The organism is Bdellovibrio sp. (assembly GCF_036384735.1).
Lineage (GTDB): Bacteria > Bdellovibrionota > Bdellovibrionia > Bdellovibrionales > Bdellovibrionaceae > Bdellovibrio.
The window spans coordinates 50,771-66,291 of record NZ_DASVLT010000048.1; the positions used below are offsets into that span (position 1 = coordinate 50,771).

The 15,521-nt window shown below is 45.8% G+C and carries 13 protein-coding genes; 10 read left to right on the plus strand and 3 right to left on the minus strand.

Features of this window, described 5'->3' with window-relative positions; all coding sequences use genetic code 11:
• Window positions 1–13: 13 nt before the first annotated feature.
• The 5 genes from VF412_RS14130 (at window position 14) to VF412_RS14150 (ending at window position 4,224) form a co-directional block, all read left to right on the plus strand.
• Complete coding sequence (locus VF412_RS14130; protein WP_331339897.1) at window positions 14–1,000, plus strand: quinone-dependent dihydroorotate dehydrogenase; 987 nt, start codon at window positions 14–16, stop codon at window positions 998–1,000.
• Window positions 984–1,445, plus strand: a complete 462-nt coding sequence (mutT, locus tag VF412_RS14135) for an 8-oxo-dGTP diphosphatase MutT (protein WP_331339898.1) — start codon at window positions 984–986, stop codon at window positions 1,443–1,445. Before VF412_RS14130 ends, mutT begins: the two co-directional genes overlap by 17 nt.
• A gap of 5 nt (window positions 1,446–1,450) precedes the next feature.
• On the plus strand, window positions 1,451–2,548 hold the full coding sequence (locus VF412_RS14140) for a hypothetical protein (RefSeq protein ID WP_331339899.1): 1,098 nt from the start codon (window positions 1,451–1,453) through the stop codon (window positions 2,546–2,548).
• 4 nt (window positions 2,549–2,552) lie between these two features.
• Complete coding sequence (locus tag VF412_RS14145; protein WP_331339900.1) at window positions 2,553–3,812, plus strand: glycosyltransferase family 4 protein; 1,260 nt, start codon at window positions 2,553–2,555, stop codon at window positions 3,810–3,812.
• Between the two features lie 124 nt (window positions 3,813–3,936).
• Window positions 3,937–4,224 (plus strand): HU family DNA-binding protein, encoded by a 288-nt coding sequence (locus VF412_RS14150; protein WP_331339901.1) that lies wholly within the window; start codon window positions 3,937–3,939, stop codon window positions 4,222–4,224.
• A 56-nt stretch (window positions 4,225–4,280) separates the two neighbouring features.
• Here the strand turns inward: VF412_RS14150 and VF412_RS14155 are convergent, their stop codons facing one another.
• From VF412_RS14155 to VF412_RS14165, 3 genes are all read right to left on the minus strand, one after another.
• Window positions 4,281–9,077, minus strand: coding sequence for a tail fiber domain-containing protein (locus VF412_RS14155; RefSeq protein ID WP_331339902.1), 4,797 nt, complete (start codon window positions 9,075–9,077; stop codon window positions 4,281–4,283).
• Window positions 9,078–9,299: 222 nt separating this feature from the next.
• A complete protein-coding gene (epmA, locus tag VF412_RS14160; protein WP_331339903.1) occupies window positions 9,300–10,514 on the minus strand; it encodes an EF-P lysine aminoacylase EpmA in 1,215 nt (404 codons plus the stop codon).
• Window positions 10,515–10,522: 8 nt separating this feature from the next.
• Window positions 10,523–10,759: a hypothetical protein gene (locus VF412_RS14165; protein WP_331339904.1), complete on the minus strand. Its 237-nt coding sequence runs from the start codon at window positions 10,757–10,759 to the stop codon at window positions 10,523–10,525.
• A gap of 217 nt (window positions 10,760–10,976) precedes the next feature.
• On the opposite strand from VF412_RS14165, the gene VF412_RS14170 reads away from it, so the two are divergent.
• From VF412_RS14170 to VF412_RS14190, 5 genes are all read left to right on the plus strand, one after another.
• Window positions 10,977–12,410 carry a TldD/PmbA family protein gene (locus tag VF412_RS14170; RefSeq protein WP_331339905.1) on the plus strand — a complete coding sequence of 478 codons (1,434 nt, stop codon included), beginning with the start codon at window positions 10,977–10,979 and terminating at the stop codon, window positions 12,408–12,410.
• Window positions 12,411–12,412: 2 nt separating this feature from the next.
• Window positions 12,413–13,750, plus strand: coding sequence for a TldD/PmbA family protein (locus tag VF412_RS14175; RefSeq protein WP_331339906.1), 1,338 nt, complete (start codon window positions 12,413–12,415; stop codon window positions 13,748–13,750).
• A 10-nt stretch (window positions 13,751–13,760) separates the two neighbouring features.
• Window positions 13,761–14,084, plus strand: a complete 324-nt coding sequence (locus VF412_RS14180; RefSeq protein WP_331339907.1) for a DUF4286 family protein — start codon at window positions 13,761–13,763, stop codon at window positions 14,082–14,084.
• A 64-nt stretch (window positions 14,085–14,148) separates the two neighbouring features.
• Complete coding sequence (locus tag VF412_RS14185; protein ID WP_331339908.1) at window positions 14,149–14,616, plus strand: actin-binding protein; 468 nt, start codon at window positions 14,149–14,151, stop codon at window positions 14,614–14,616.
• A gap of 100 nt (window positions 14,617–14,716) precedes the next feature.
• Complete coding sequence (locus tag VF412_RS14190) at window positions 14,717–15,385, plus strand: hypothetical protein (protein WP_331339909.1); 669 nt, start codon at window positions 14,717–14,719, stop codon at window positions 15,383–15,385.
• Window positions 15,386–15,521 lie beyond the last annotated feature (136 nt).

The following is a 15,521-nucleotide window of genomic DNA, read 5'->3' on the forward strand; positions in this document are numbered from 1 at the left end:
GAGCTTCTTTCTAATGCGCCCTTGGTTGTTACTTCCTCCTCGCTTAGCTCACGATCTAACTCCTTTTGCTTTGCCTCTTATTTCTTTAATTTATGGAAAACCAACTCCTGAGTGGAATAGTTTCACTTGGCGAGATATGACGTTTCCAAATCCTTTGGGTATCGCGGGTGGCGTTGATAAAAATGCCGAGCATTTAAAAGAGTGGTGGAAACTAGGGTGCGGATTCATCGAAGTGGGAACTGTGACTCCCCTGGCCCAAAATGCGAATCCCGGGAAAATCATGGATCGCGATTTAAAACTGCAAGCAATGTGGAATAAAATGGGTTTCCCCAGTCACGGCGCCGACGAAGTTTTTTATAACTTGGCTTCTTATGCTCCGAACTTCCGCACTCCTGTATTTGTGAATATTGGGAAAAATCGCAATACGCCGAACAGCGAGGCACTGAAGGATTATCTGACCCTGATTGACAAGTTCCGCCCATTTGCGGATGCCTTTGTTGTGAATGTTTCTAGTCCCAATACAAAGGGACTTCGTGATCTTCAGAACAAAGACAACCTTCTCAATCTTCTTGGCCCTATTTTAGATCGGGTCTCGCACTTTGAACCTACACCAGTTTTAGTTAAATTGAGCCCTGACATGGGCGATGAAAATTTGGCCGAAGCAATCACACATTGTGCAGAGCTTGGGATTGATGGTTTTGTTTTGACGAACACCACTCTTTCCCGTCCCGAAGGATGCCATTTCCCAGCAGAAGGGGGCCTTTCAGGGGCTCCTTTGAAAAATCTCTCACAACGCGCCTTGCAAATTGCTGTTGAAACTTTAGGCAAAAACCGGGGAGATAAGCTTCTAGTAAGCGCAGGTGGCATTATGAGCCCAGAAGATGTCTTTGAAAGATTGCAAATGGGCGCCAATCTTGTTCAAATTTATTCTGCACTCGTGTTTCACGGACCTGGTTTTTTCCACGAAGTTGCAAGAAAGAAAAATGACGGACGAAAGTAGCACGGCACTAAAACCTAAAAAATCTAAAATCCGTAAAGGACATTGGATTCCTGTGGTTGCGGGCTTCTTGCGTAAAGACGGCAAGATTCTTGTCGGTCAACGCCCTGAAAACAACTCTCTTGCGGGTCAGTGGGAATTTCCTGGCGGAAAAATTGAAAACGGTGAAACTCCTGAACAAGCTTTGGCTCGCGAACTGAATGAAGAGCTAGGTATCGAGGCTGAAGTCGGTGAATTAAAGCTGGCCTGCACTCATTCCTACGGAGATGTAGGGATCCTCATCTTGTTCTATGAGATTCTTTATTGGAAGGGCGAGCCCCGTGCGAAACATCATATGATGCTCGAATGGATTCACCCCGAGGAACTCAAGCATCGCAATATTCCAGAAGCCAATCGCAAAATTCTGGATCGCATCTACAAAGCCTTAGGGATTGAATGGCGAAAATAATTCTTGTGAGTAAGAACATCACGGCGACCTCCTGGCAATTAGCACAAGCTTTGCGCAGCCAACAGCATGATGTCGTGATTCTCACAAGTCAGGGCGAAGAACCTTTAGATGATCTAAAAAATATTGAATTCATGGCTTACTTCAAAAAATGGAGTTTCCTTGAAGGCATTAAAATCATTCCAGGTCTCTTCGGCCTGCAGCCCCAAATCTTGCATGTCATTCTTGATGAAGACCGCATGAACCCAGCGCAAATTGTGCTTTCTACTTTTGCGAAGTCTCACCCGAGCTGTGTTCTAACAACCTCTTTGCTAAATATTCGCTTTGGTCTTCGTCGCAATAATCCCGTTCGTTATCTGGTTGAAGAAAGCGACATCATCACCTTCCCGACTGTTGAAACATTGGGGCAACTTCGTGGTTTGAACGTTCGCGCGAATCAACAAGGCCGCGGAATCTTGGCGCCAGCTTTGGATTTTCGTCACACAAAAATCGACAAGATTTATGCTGATGGCAGCGAAGCCCGTTTGATTCATGATCTGAGCGATGAAAAATACTTCGTCGTTCCTTTCCATGAGGCTCGCTTTAAACCTGATTCTGACAATTTTGTGCGTATTCGTACATTGGCGCAAAAACACAAAGTGGCTTTGTGGGGGTCTTATTCCCATTGGCCATTAAGAGACCGCAAACAATTTGCCTCTTGGATGGCGAAGTTTGGATGCGAGAATCGTTGGGTTGTCACTGGCTCTATGCCCTCGCACTATTCGAAGCTTTTACTCGAGCGTGCTTCCGCATTTGTTCTGGCAGGACAAAGATTCACCCCGGTTGAAATGACTGAATATTATATGCGTGCGATTCAGTCCCAGGCTGTTTTGATCCTGGACTCAAAACAAACCAGCATCCATTCTGATCTTTGGAAGAATGCCGTGAACTGCTGGGTCCTGAATCATGAAAATGTGCAAAGGGATTTGGTGAAACTTTTGTCCCGCCCTCACCTTCGTCTGCCCGAGATGTTGTCAGAGCAGTCCGCGCAAAACAGCCACCTCATCGATTCCTCTTTAAATGAACTCAATCGTCTGTACAACAAGGCCTTATCTCATCTAAGATAAGAGCATGTTTTCCAAGTCGAAGTTGCCTGAAAACTTAAATATCTGCCTGACATCGTATCGTTTCCCGATTTTAAGTCGTGCAACAGATCACGGTTTTTTGTGGCCTATTGCCCGAGGACTTGCTCGTCAAGGCCACAAGGTGACAGTTCTTTCGACAAGTTCTTTCCTAAAGAAATCTGAAGTGATTCGCGATGGCGTTCGTGTCTTATATCTTCATGAAGGTGCGAAAAGCCTTTCTCACTTAAATTTCCAGATGGCCGTGCGCCAGAAGTTTGCACAACTTCATAAGGAAGAGCCCTTCCATCTGGTTCATAGTATCGATAATTCGGGTTATCGCATTGGGACTCGAAAAAAAGAATTCAACGTTGCCATGGCTTATGATGTTGAGGCGACTCAGATGTCGCAACTTTTTGCTATCTTAGCGATGAAACGTGAAACCTTGGGCAGTATGCTGACAACGGCGATTGCCACGGCTTACAAGTTTCTGACCACTTATTACGGTGGCGATCGTCAGCTTCTTTCGACAGCGGACGGAATCTTTGTGACGAATCCGCAGCAAAGAATCATTCTTGAGCGTTACTATCTTTATCCTGACTTTCATACCTACACAGTTCCTTACGGAATCGAATTAGGCGATTTGTCTCCGAAAGAAAAGTCGTTAGAGCTTCGTAAGAAATTAGGCTTGCCTGAAAACTCGCACGTGGCGGTTACGATCAGCGACATGACTGAGGTTCAAGAGCTGATTCCATTACTGAAGGCCTTCGAAAAAGTCGCCATCAAAAAACCAAATAGCTATTTGATTCTTGTGGGCAACGGTCCAAGATTTAAAGATATCGAGTTCGAAGTTTTAAATTTAGCTTTAGGCAATCGCGTGATTTTGACCGGAGCTGTGCCCTCTCCAGAAATTGAAGACTATATCGTATTAGGTGATGTTTTTGTGAACATGAGTTCACGAACAACGGGCTTTGAACCTTCGACCTTGGAAGCGATGGCTCAGAAAAAAGTCGTTATGGGTTCGGAAGTCTCTCCGATTGCCAATATTATTGAAGATGGCCGTGATGGATTCCTTCTTAGACCTGCCGACGTGGAATCTATGAGCAATCTTTTGGTAGAGATCTTTTCAGGTACAATGCCTGCGGACGAAATCGGTGAAAGGGCTCGCCAACGGGTCGTAGACCTGTTTGATACCCCAAAACTGGTCCAGTCGGTGTCCGATGCCTACCAAAAAATCCTCTTAAACACTGGAATGTATAAGAAGCATTGAGTTAAACCATTGAAAAGTGGTAGTCAGGCCTTTTCCCTTCTGTATAATCGAGAGTGTTATCAATACTTTATGAAGGACCTCGGGGAGTCATTTTTGTCCCCTGCGGATTCCAAGGAATTTGAAGATGACTAAAGCGGATTTGATAAATTTGATCTCTGAAAAAGCTGGCATCACTCGCGTGAAAGCTGAGACTGTAGTTAACACTATTTTTGATTCTATGGTTGAAGCTCTTATGCGTGACGATCGTATCGAAATCCGTGGCTTCGGTTCCTTTGTGAATCGTCAATATGGCGCCTATAAAGGACGCAATCCACGCACGGGTGAAATCATCAACGTCGAAGAAAAGAAACTTCCATTCTTTAAAGTCGGTAAAGAACTTAAAGAAGATATCAATAACGGTAAAGGTGAATAAAAAATGGGATCGTAAGATCCCTTTTTTTATTTTTGGGTTGTTGCAGATATTTTCGGTTATTTTGAGTTCAAAGATTTCTCGATACGCTCTAGACGAGCCTTAATTTCAGCATTTTCTTTCTGAGCCTTTTCCTCTTTTGCTTTCAAAGCTGCATTTTCATCTTTCAAAGAGGCAATATCACGCTTCAGTCCTGCGACTTCCGATTTTGTATCGGTGAATTGGTGGTAAAATTCCTTCATGGCATTAATCAGCATATAAGTGAAGGCGTTATAGTTAACCACTTTCACTGTCGTTTCTTCTTTATCATCTCGGTGCAGTTTTACTTGGCGAGTTTCAACAAGCTCCGGAGCGACTTTTTCAACCTCTTGTGCAATCACACCAAGGCGGTCTTTGGTATCAGCGTCGTTTCCTCCAAGACCATTATACTTATAAAATACCGGATTCAACCCCAAGACTTTATCCAATCCGAGATCAAACGGACGAATGTCTTTTTTCAGCCGACGATCCGAAAGACATGTACCAGATGTGCCTCCATTGTACGCCACACACCCCGAGACAACTAGATTACCCGCAGAACTGATATTCATCGAAGCGGAAGGACTTCCTGTCGAAGTACCTCCGGCCGCGAATACTAAATTCGCCCCATTGTTATTCGTATAAATGACACCGCTATAAGTACCATCCTGAAGAATAATGCCGCCACCGAAAGAGCCTTGAACCGTCATTGCACCTAAAGCATTTGTAGACGGACTATACGTCGAGCTGTTCGCAATATATAATTTTGTCGTTGGAGATGTTGAATTGATACCCACAGCGCCCGTATGGCTAATTGTCATCACGGTGGCAGGACTTACAGAGCCAGTTGGTGCCGTCAGGAAAGAAATATCGGTGGCGGCATCAGTCGTAGAGAAAGCGTCATAGGCAGTAAAGTTGATCTGTGCGCCAGAATTGACATTATACCCAGAACCATTCGCTCCTCCAACACTGATATTCCCAAGAATATCACCCGCAGCCACAGCAGAGGGACTTGCGCCACTCCCCCCATAGTTTGTCAGCGTCATTTGTGGAAATCCTGAAGACGTCCCCTTGAAGTTCGTGACAGAAATCTTGGGATAGTTACCTGCAGATGAAGTTCCATTGTCATTCGTAACAGAGACTGTGGTGCTCGCTTGCGAACCTATAGATGCAATATTCCCCTGAACTTGAAGAGGAGAATTTGGACTTGTGGTACCGATTCCCACATTGCCCATGAAAGCACTGTTGCCCGCTCCGACGTGAAGCGCCAACGGATTTGTGATCGTCACATTAGTTCCTGCTGAAGGCGCACCCGCAAGATACATCGTCGAAGCGTTTGTGATTGTTTCAGAACTTGATGCCGCGAAAGTGTGAGTACCAATTGAAGCTACAGTTCTAGCCGCAATTGTCCCAGAGCCAGTTGTGTCTGTTGAAGTCACACCAGGAATATAAAGATGAGAACCTTGGGTCGTCCAAGAGGCTTGCGACAGTGCACTGCCACCGACTTGTAACATTGATACTGGAGATTGGGTTCCAACTCCAAGATAACCGCTTTGATCAATCGTCACACGAGGAACTGCGGTATTGGTATTATTCGCTGTCGTATAAAACTGTAGCATCGTTCCCGCTGCTGACGATGTATATGCTTGAGTCGTCATCGCCCAAATCGCCGCACCTTCAATATAATTTCCGCTGGTATCAGAGGCTCCATTGAATACAAATGCACCTAAGGACTCGCCCGACTTCATCGCCGCTGGACTGCTGGAGCTTCCGCGCGAATTCAACATATTAAATGATGGATTGCCCCCGCTCCCAGTGCCAGGGCTACCCATAAAGTTCATCACCATGATGGCTGGATAGCGGGCTGTATTTGTCGACGTATTGTCGCTGATGATAGACTCCCCGATATTTGAGTTGGCTTTATAAATAGTCAGAGCATCCGTACTATTTAATGAGCCCGGTGATGTTGTGCCGATTCCTACCTTTCCAGATGTAGATAAGGTCATAACAGTGGCGTTGTTAGTTTTTAAATTAAGAACGTTGGAATCATTTGTTCCAAGATTCGCTGCAGCTCCGAAGGAGTTTCCTCCGTTGACAAAGGCATCCGTAATACCATAACCGCTGGCCGTTGTTGGATTGGTCGCAGCAGTCACCCGACCATAGGCATCGACTGTCACAGACTTGTATGTCCCTGCTGTCACGCCACTTGTAGGAAGATCCGCCGCGACAATATTTCTAAATGTTGGTGCGCCGGTACTTCCATTGGGTGCCGCAAAGAATGTGTTCGCCGTCTGCGAAGAATACGTTACTTGCGATCCTGTGATCGCAATATCTGTACAAGACAGGTTGTCAGTGGCTGCCGTCCAGGTCAAAGTCTGTCCCGCAGTGCAACCCACGCCACCGAAGGCCTGCGTTCCGGTGACTGTCGACCTTAAGTCAAACATGCTCACAAAATTTGGAGCCCAACTTGTCCCATTCCAACGTAGCACTTGACCAGTGGAAGAAGGAGCCGTCGCACTCACACTCGTCCCCTGAATCTTAGCAACAGTAAAGGCACCTGTATCTGCCATAGTGAGATCACCACTTGGAGTTTGTGCCGTTGCCACATTGGAAGAGTTGCCGACTAAAATCTTTCCGTCACTTAAAGTACTTGATTGCAATCCTGTTGCAGCAATGGAAATGCTGCCGGCTCCATTTGTAATACTGATGCCTGATCCCGCAGTTAAATTTGCTACCACAGGAGCAGCACCGGTTGAGCCGATCAATAGCTGGCCGTTTGTAAGAGCCGAAGACTCGACAATCGCGCCACCATTTGAAACCATCATGCGGTTATTATTCAAAGCCGTTGATGAATTTGTACCACCGTTAGCCACGGGTAAAACACCAGAATATGATGTCGCCGTCGTTGACGGAGTTGTCCAAGACAGATTGCCAGAACCATCATTCGCTAGAACTTGGTTTGCAGTTCCTTGAGCTGTTGGAAGTCTTAAAACATAATTAGCTGCTATAGCAGAGCTAGGCCCCTGAAGGGTGACAGTTCCACCCCCCGTGTCCGCTGTGTACACGTCACCCGTAGTTGCTATGTGAGTGACGTTTCCGCCGAATGTGGTTGTATAGTTGGAAGTATTGACAGTCATGATAGAAGCATTATTCCATGCTCCACCCGACTGCGAAATTGAGCCTATGGCAAGAGTGTTGCCCCCGAACATCATGGCCGCAGAACTGGTAGAGTTATTGCGGTCCTCCCAGATCACGCGAGCTGATCCAGCACTATTGGGAGTTCCCGCGTTTCCCGAGATCAATAAAGAGACACCATAATCCGTGGTTGCTTTTGCATTCCCGATTTGCAGTGCGCTGACAGGTGAAGTGGTGCCGATTCCCACGTTCGTTCCATTATAGTAAATAGAAGAGTTCGCTAATGTGCTGGCCGCAGTATAGTAGGGCAGATAACCTGCCGTGCCGGTTCCAGTCAGGCTTCCGGCGGATAAATTCGTCCAGGAAAGATTTCCAGAACCATCATTCATCATCACCTGATTGGCTGCACCTTGTGCGGTCGGCAGGCGAAGCACATAACTTGTTGCCACAGCACCAGAAGGACCCTCAATAGTCGCCGTGTTAGATCCACTTCCCGAGGTATAAATATTCCCGACGTTTGCACCAAAAATCAGATTACCTGACATTGAATCGCCAGCTTTCAACACATTTAATGAAGCGGCACCAGCTAAACTTGCTGTGACAATCCCTGCAGAAAAATTTCCAGAGGCATCACGTTTTACAACGGTAGAAGCTGTGTTGGCATTTGTAGCCGCATTCGCAAGAAGTTCCGCAGAATGAATATTGGCAGCCGCCGAACCACCTACCGAATTGACTGTGGCAGCAACAGATCCGGAGCCACTTGCAGAAACATCACCAGTGAGCGCCGTGATCGTACCGACATTTCCTGCAGGTAACGTTGCCGGTGTCCAGTTCGTACCATCGAATTTCAAGAATTGTCCCGAAGTTGGAACAGCGGTGCTGATGCCGACCCCTTGCAAAGCTACAACAGTTGGTCCTGGATAAGTTCCACTCAAATCACCGCTGGCAGCAGAGCCCGTTTGGATTGCATTGAGTAAACGCGGGTCATTGCCTGCGGCAACTGTGTTTGCCGTCGTACCAACATTCAAGGTCAATTGCGGAGTAGAAGTACTATTCACGATCGTCAGATAAGAATTCGCAGAGGTCACATTGGTCACAGTTCCACCGCTGGCTCCGGCAACTCCCGCGCACGTCATATTGGAACCATCCCAACTTAAGAACGTTCCCGATGTACAAGTTGGAAGACCTATTTTCAAAACAAAATCAGACGCCGAGTTCGTTCCCAACTTCGCAGCAGAATACGAAAAACCTGCATAAGGCACCGAGCGCACCGTCGAGTCCGGCGAAATAGTTTGCCAACCGGTCCCATCGAAAAACTTTACACGCAAACGGCGAACATCATCAAACTGGGGCGAATAAGTCGATGAGCCGTCGCAGTTCAGCGATCCGGTATTATTGAAAGCATCCAGCAAAGTGAAGGTTCCATTGCCCGGGAAACTTTGAGTTCCCAATCCGATTGGCACATCGAAGACTCCGCCAGAATTGACCATGTTGATGCCATTGGTTTGTTCACGATAGACAACGCAAAGACCATCGGGACTTGTGATTTCGAATTGAAAACTGACATTGGAATATTCGAGCGGCGTACCATCCGATTTTAAGATGCGCCCCTGATACGTCAATGAACTTGGAGCAGCAACGGCGAAAATACCGTTCAGCACTAGAAGCACTAGAAAAATTCCGAGACGTACAAGTGCAAGCATGAGGTATTCATCGGCATCCAAACGATATTTCTTTAAATCTTAACAGCCTCAAAATGAGAAAAAACGGGCTTTAAAATAATGCATTCTCAGTTTCAATTTCTCGACGAAGAGCCCTAGACCTTCTCGAGAGCAAACACACCATAGCTGCCGCAACATTCAGTCGCATTGAAAATTAATGACGCGAAAGACGATGTCGTCGAGCTGCAAATTCAAGAAAAATAATTAATACGGAAACAATTTAAGATCCGCGATCTTTTCAATGTCGTATAAGCACATGAAAAGTCTTTCAAGACCCAACGCGATTCCACCCGATGGCGGTAGACCCGCGTCCAATGCGGCGAAGAACTCTTCATCTAATCGAATCTCTTCTTTACCCATCGCAGATTTTTTTTCTAAATCTTCGCGAGAACGAAGGCGTTGAATCGTGGGGTCATTCAATTCGTGAAAGGCGTTGGCAAGTTCATAGCCTTTCCAGTAAGCCTCGAAGCGATCTCCCCAGCCATCTGATGTCAAACGCGCCAAGGCCGCTTGATAAGGAGGATACTTTTCAACAAAGATCAACTCATCCGCAGGCAATTGCGACTCTACTTTTTCCATGAAAATCAAAAAGAAATAGTCATCGATAGTTTCAGCACTGCGCACATCAACGCCCAGTTTTTCCCCCAGGGCTTTCAGTTCTTCTTTCGAAGTTTGAGGAGTCAGAATGAAGCCACCGCAATACATTTTGAAAAGTTCTGCAATGGAATAGCTTGAAACTTTTTTCGGAGCAGCCACGCCCAAAGCCCTTGCCACGTGATGAACCATATCAACGACATCTTTCTTAATGGTCACAAGATTGTCATAGGCCCGATACCACTCAAGCATCATGAATTCGGGTTGATGTCTTTCAGTGATTTCACCATTACGATAACAAGGGGCAAACTCGAAAATCTTATCAGCGCCTAAAGCTAACGTTTTTTTCAAGTGAAGCTCGGGACTCGTGGGCAGAAAAAGTTTTTCTTTGCGTGAACCAACCTTTAATTGGGTAGAAAAAACATCCAGTGCTGGCTCTGTCCCAGGGCAAACCACTAACGACGGCGTTTTCAATTCCAAAAATCCTTGGCTCACAAAGTAGCCGCGAACTTCTGACAAGTACTGATTCCAATTTTCTAAAATAGATTTTTTAAAAGAACGCTTGGGTAAAGGTGCCACTTGCGGAGCTAGCAAAATAATTTCTCGAGATTGAGTCACGGCAACAATGTCGCCAAAATCTAGAAATTCTGAATAATGCGGAGCTTGATCAAATTGAACAGTGATATTTTTTTGGTCACGTTGAAGAGTCAGCTTAAGACCACCCTCTTCACGTTCTAAATCGTAGATTCTGCCAGATGCCACCACTTCGGATGGCATGGCTGGATAAGGTTTCCAAATTGCTGCGAGATAGTCTTTACGATTCACTCCATCATTTAGCGGCAAAGACCTTGATTGCGCAAGGAATCAAGCTGCGAAAAGATCGGAGCCATGTCGTTCGCGCCGAAAAGAACTTGATCTCCAGCTACGATACGGTGCTTCACCCATGCTCCGTTGTAGATGCCTTCACTTGTTAGCGAGCAAACACCTGAAGAATCTGCGGCGTGAGCCAGGCTTGTTTGAGTAAGAAGGACCATAACGAAAGTTGCTAAAGCTGCTAGTGCGATTCTCATTTTTCCCCCTAAGTCCTGGTGATGGTTCATTGTGGCACCAGAGACAATTCACGAATCTAATAAAGCAACGAGCTTGCCAATGGGGATGAAGTCATTCTGCTCCTGTTCTAACTTAGGTATTACCAAATGGAACTTCGCATATTCTGGCGTTCAAAGTTGTAATTTCCTCTCTGATCCGATATTGGAAATATCGAATTTAACTGAAGAAAGGCTGAACATGAGCGCCGACTTGAACCTTCATAAAATATTGTCCTCCCTGGGTTCTTCCGTAGATTGGGCCCAATTACGTCACGTCACAGAAAAAACTACGTGGCGCACCGTGCGCGATGAAAAACCGGATCGCAATCATATCGGATTCGACCACGGTTTGATGGTCGAGGTTTTGGTGAATGGTCAATTCGGTTACGCCGGCACAAGTGACATCTCTGAATCAGGTGTAAAACGTGCGTTTGAAAAAGCTGTGAACATGGCAAAGCAAGCTTCAGCCTACAAAGTTCATGACTTCTCTATTCTGCAGCGCCCCGCAGCGAAAGGTCACTACAACTCCCCGGTGATCCGCGAGATGGATTCCATTTCTGCCAAAGAGATTTCTGACATCTTCATCGATGCCACAAGAGCCATGAAGGTCTCTGACAAAATCGTCAGCCGCTCAGCCACAGCGATGATCGTTGAAACAGAATTCTATTCTGTCAGCACGAGCGGCTCTGACGTTCAGCAAAGATTCTCTATCGTCAGCACGGACTTTTCTGCGACAGCTGGTGCCGGCCATGAAACACAAACTCGTTCTGATAACGGTGGCCTTGCGCGCTGCCTTCAAGTCGGCGCCGAAGTTTTTGATCGTCAATCCATCTTGGACAGATCAAAACGCATCGGCGAGGAGGCTGTTGAGCTTTTGACGGCTGACAACTGTCCCGACGAAACAATGGATTTGTTGCTTGCGCCAGATCAAATGACATTGCAAGTGCATGAATCTATCGGCCATCCACTCGAATACGATCGCATCTTGGGTGACGAAAGAAACTACGCTGGTTGGAGCTTCGTGAAACCTCACGACTTCGGTCGTTTGCAATATGGCTCCTCACTCATGAACGTGACATTCGATCCAACAATTCCAGATGCATTGGCATCTTATGCATTCGATGACTCGGGAAATCCTGCGACAAAAGAATTCCTAATCAAAGACGGCATGCTTGTGCGCGGCTTGGGTGGTCTTGAATCACAATCTCGTTTGAATCTGCCGGGAGTTGCGAACTTCCGTTCTTCATCTTGGAATCGCGCGCCGATTGATCGTATGGCAAATATCAACCTTGAAAGCGGCAATGCAAAATTGGAAGACATGATCGCCTCCACCGAGCGTGGGGTTTTCATGTTCGCGAATAAATCTTGGTCCATTGATGACTACCGCAACAAATTCCAATTCGGTTGCGAGTACGCGAAATTGATTGAAAACGGCAAATTGACCAAAACTTTGAAAAATCCAAACTATCGCGGCACGACTGTGAAGTTCTGGAACAATTTGAAAGCTGTCAGCCAGAATCGCGAGACCTATGGTTCTCCGTTCTGCGGCAAGGGTGAGCCGAATCAAGTGATTCGCGTGGGTCACACGACTCCGTATTGCTTATTCTCTAACATCGAAGTTTTCGGAGCTTAATCATGTCATTCACAGAATCTACAAAAAAAGCATTTAACGAAGTGGCTGACTACATCTTGGCGCAACTGCAATCAGGCGAAGAAGCCAATATCAATTTACATGCTGAAGACACAACATTTGTTCGTTTCAATAACAACAAAGTTCGCCAAAGCACGGCAGTTGAACAACGTTCTTTAAGCTTGCACCTTCAAAAAAACAATCGCTCTGCGAATTTAAGTTTTTCTATCACAGGTCAAGTCGCTGAAGATAAGAAACGTGCGGATCAATGGTTAGCTGTTGCTCGCAAAGAGTGTGATTTGCTCCCTGAAGATCCTTATCAAGTTCCAATGCAGAATAACGGTACAAGTGATAAGACTGTAAAAGGCCATTTGCTTTCAGACATCGACGTTTTCAAAATGATCACCGAGCCTGCCAACGGCAGCGACATGGCAGGTCTTTATTGCGCTGGTCCTTTGATTTCTGCGAATAAAAACTCAAAAGGACAAAGTCACTGGTTTGCGAATGAATCCTTCTTTATGGACTACTCTCTGTACATGGGCGAGAAGGCTGTGAAAGGTGTTTACGCAGGGACCGAATGGAATCAAGATGAATTCTCGGCAAACCTTGCACAAAGCAAGAATCAGTTGGCCTTGATGGATCGTCCTAAGAAGACGCTGACCCCAGGAGCTTATAAAACTTATCTTGCCCCGGGTGCAGTGGCGGAACTGGCTTCGATGTTCTATTGGGGTGCTTTGAGCTACGCAGGTTATAAGCAAGGTGCGAGTGCAATGACAAAGCTTGCGGATAAAGAGAAATCCCTTTCGCCTTTATTCTCGATGCGTGAAAACTTTGCGATGGGATTGTCACAGCCTTTTAACTCTTTGGGGGAGCTGGCTGCCGAAAAGCTAGAGATCATCACAAAAGGTGAACTTAAAAATTTCATGATCTCGACTCGTTCCGCAAAGGAGTACGGTGTGACCGGCAACAATGCAGATCTTTACGAGGGACCTCGCGCCCTTGAAATTATGCCGGGCACATTGAGAAAAGAAGAGATTTTGAAAGAACTAGGTACGGGACTCTATTTATCGAATTTGCATTATCTCAATTGGTCAGACCGCATGAACGGACGTATTACGGGGATGACCCGTTATGCCTGTTTCTGGGTCGAGAACGGCGAAATCGTGGCGCCGATTGCTGACTTGCGTTTTGACGAAAGCCTGTACGACTGTCTTGGGGGAAACCTTTTGGCCGTCACAGACTTCCAGGAAATCGAGCCTTCGACGTCGACGTATGAAAGCCGCTCTTTCGGTGGCAAAAAAGTGCCGGGCATGCTAATCAAGGACTTCAAATTCACTCTATAAGGACTGCTAAATGATCACTTACATGGTTCACATGACCGTTCAACACGAAGCTTACGACGAGTACGTTGAATGGCTTAAAACTGAACACATCCCTGAATTCCTTAAGGTTCCTGGCTTTTTAGAGGCGGCACTATGCCTTCGCAAAGGTGGCGCGATGGTCGCTTCAAGCAAAGACCTTAAGATCATCTATAAAGTTAAAGATGAAGAACATATCAAGCTTTACATGACAGAGTATGCGATGAAGTTGCGCGAAAAGGGTCTTGAAAAGTTCCCTGGCAAATTCTCTGCGAATCGTGAAGTTTGGTTAGAGACTATTAATTTTACGTCAAAATAGTGAGTGGGGACTTCAAATTCCCCTCTCGAAGGTGTATACCTTGAAGTCAACAAAGGAGACCTCTGTGGCATCTGCAGCTTTCCAAAAAATGTTGGGCAACCTTTCCAATAACAAAAACGTTCAAAGCCTTCTTGAAAGCTTTCAAAGACTAAGCGACGAAATCAAAAAAAGAGAATCTGACCTCAAGGGTAAATTCGACGCTCAAAAAGAAGAGAAATTGGAACTTGCTTGGCAGAAATACCAAGAGATCGTGAAAGTTCTTAGCGCTTCAGAAGAGAAACTTGAAAAAGAAGTTAATTTGACTCTGAACAAGATCAAAAAATCTGCGGATGATCTTGAGAAAAACATCGTTGTCGCTAAGAAAAAAGCCATCGCGAAAAAAGCTCAGCTGGAAAAATCTTTGTTCAAAAAACAAGCGACAAGAAAAACAACTAAGAAAGCCACTGCGAAAACAGCTGGCGCAAAAACAACGAAAAAAGTTGCTAAAAAAACTGTTCGCAAGACGACAAAGAAAGCTGCTAGAAAAGCTTAATTTTACGTCTGGTCTAAATGATAGATTGTAAATAGGAACCCGTATCTTTGTCAGATGCGGGTTTTCTTTTTTCATAGCTACGACTACACTGAGAACCTTCATGAAATTCGTCAAAATTCTTCTAAAAATCATCGGAACATTACTCTTGGCGGGAGTGTTTACTCTATTTGTGTCAGTCACCGCTGCTTCTTATTATGCCGTGCAAACTCTGACGAAGATTCCGCAAAACACCCCTGACGTTGATCACAACTTGAAGGAACTGACTCGCATCGGTCAGAACTATATCGTCGAGATTCAACAATACCAAGACATCGCGAAGGATATTGAAAAGCAAAAGAAGACGCCACCTTTGTGTGCGACTCTTTGTAACGGCAGCTCTTTGGACCAAGAGCGCTTCTTGAACGAGCGTACGAATTACTTGCGCAATTTCTATAACACACAAAAATACCAGGCTCTGCAAGATCCTCAATTCCGCATCAAACTTGAAGAGATGACTTTCATTTCGAAAGTGTTCCCGAATTCCGTGCGCACTTTTCTAACCGAAGCTTTGAATGAAGAATCCGTTGCGCAAAAAAACCAATGGCGTCTGACTTTCCACTTAGAACGCCTGCTTTTCCAAGAAGCCGCACAGCTAAAAACCAACATAGCCGCCTTCAAAAATGATTCACGCAAATTAGATGTTTTGAAGGGCCTAGCCCAGTCCTGCCACCAAGGAACAACACCGAAAAAAATCGTCCTCCAAGAGTGCGAAAAAGAATTTACGAATTAAGCTCCAATCCCACCAACAGCAATACCCGGCCATTGAAAGCACCTCAAAACTTAAACCAACCCTGGAAGTAGAATCCTACAAATCGCGCCTTCTAAAAAGCAGAGGGTTTCCCTTAGTTTGCGACCTCCGCGCCCGC